1 protein-coding gene is annotated in these 642 nt (G+C 70.1%); it reads right to left on the bottom strand.

Annotated features, from left to right (window positions below):
• The coding region (locus tag B4L26_RS16955; protein ID WP_290720776.1) for an urease subunit alpha at positions 1-642 on the bottom strand (642 nt) is incomplete at both ends.

Here is a 642-nt window from a genome sequence, read left to right as displayed (position 1 = left end):
GCGCGTGGCCGCCGCCGGCGCCCTCGGTGTGGTAGGTGTGGATGGTGCGCCCGCCGATCGCCGAGATCGTATCTTCGACAAAGCCGCTCTCGTTGAGCGTGTCGGTGTGGATGGCCACCTGCACGTCGTACTCGTCGGCCACGCGCAGCGAGGCATCGATCACCGCCGGCGTGGTGCCCCAGTCCTCGTGGTCCTTCAGGCCGCATACGCCGGCCTCGATCTGCTCGCGCAGCGCTTCGGGCGAGCTGGCGTTGCCTTTGCCGAGCAGGCCCCAGTTCACCGGCAGGCCCTCGGCGGCCTCGAGCATGCGCGCGATGTACCAGGGGCCGGGCGTGACGGTGGTGGCGTTGGTGCCGTCGGCCGGGCCGGTGCCGCCGCCGATCATGGTGGTGATGCCGTTCGAGAGCGCCTCGTACACCTGCTGCGGCGCGATCATGTGGATGTGGCTGTCGATCGCGCCGGCGGTGGCGATCAGGTGCTCGCCGGCGATCACCTCGGTGCCCGGGCCGATCACCATCTGCGGGTGCACGCCGTCCATGGTATCCGGGTTGCCGGCCTTGCCGAGTGCGACGATCCGGCCGCTCTTCACGCCGATGTCGGCCTTCACTACGCCCAGCACTGCGTCGAGCACGATCGCGTTGG

Origin of the sequence: Gordonia sp. UBA7599 (genome assembly GCA_002477755.1) — a bacterium.
Lineage (GTDB): Bacteria > Actinomycetota > Actinomycetes > Mycobacteriales > Mycobacteriaceae > Gordonia.
The sequence above is the reverse complement of the archived record's forward strand: the minus strand, read 5'-3'. Positions and strand labels throughout refer to the sequence as shown.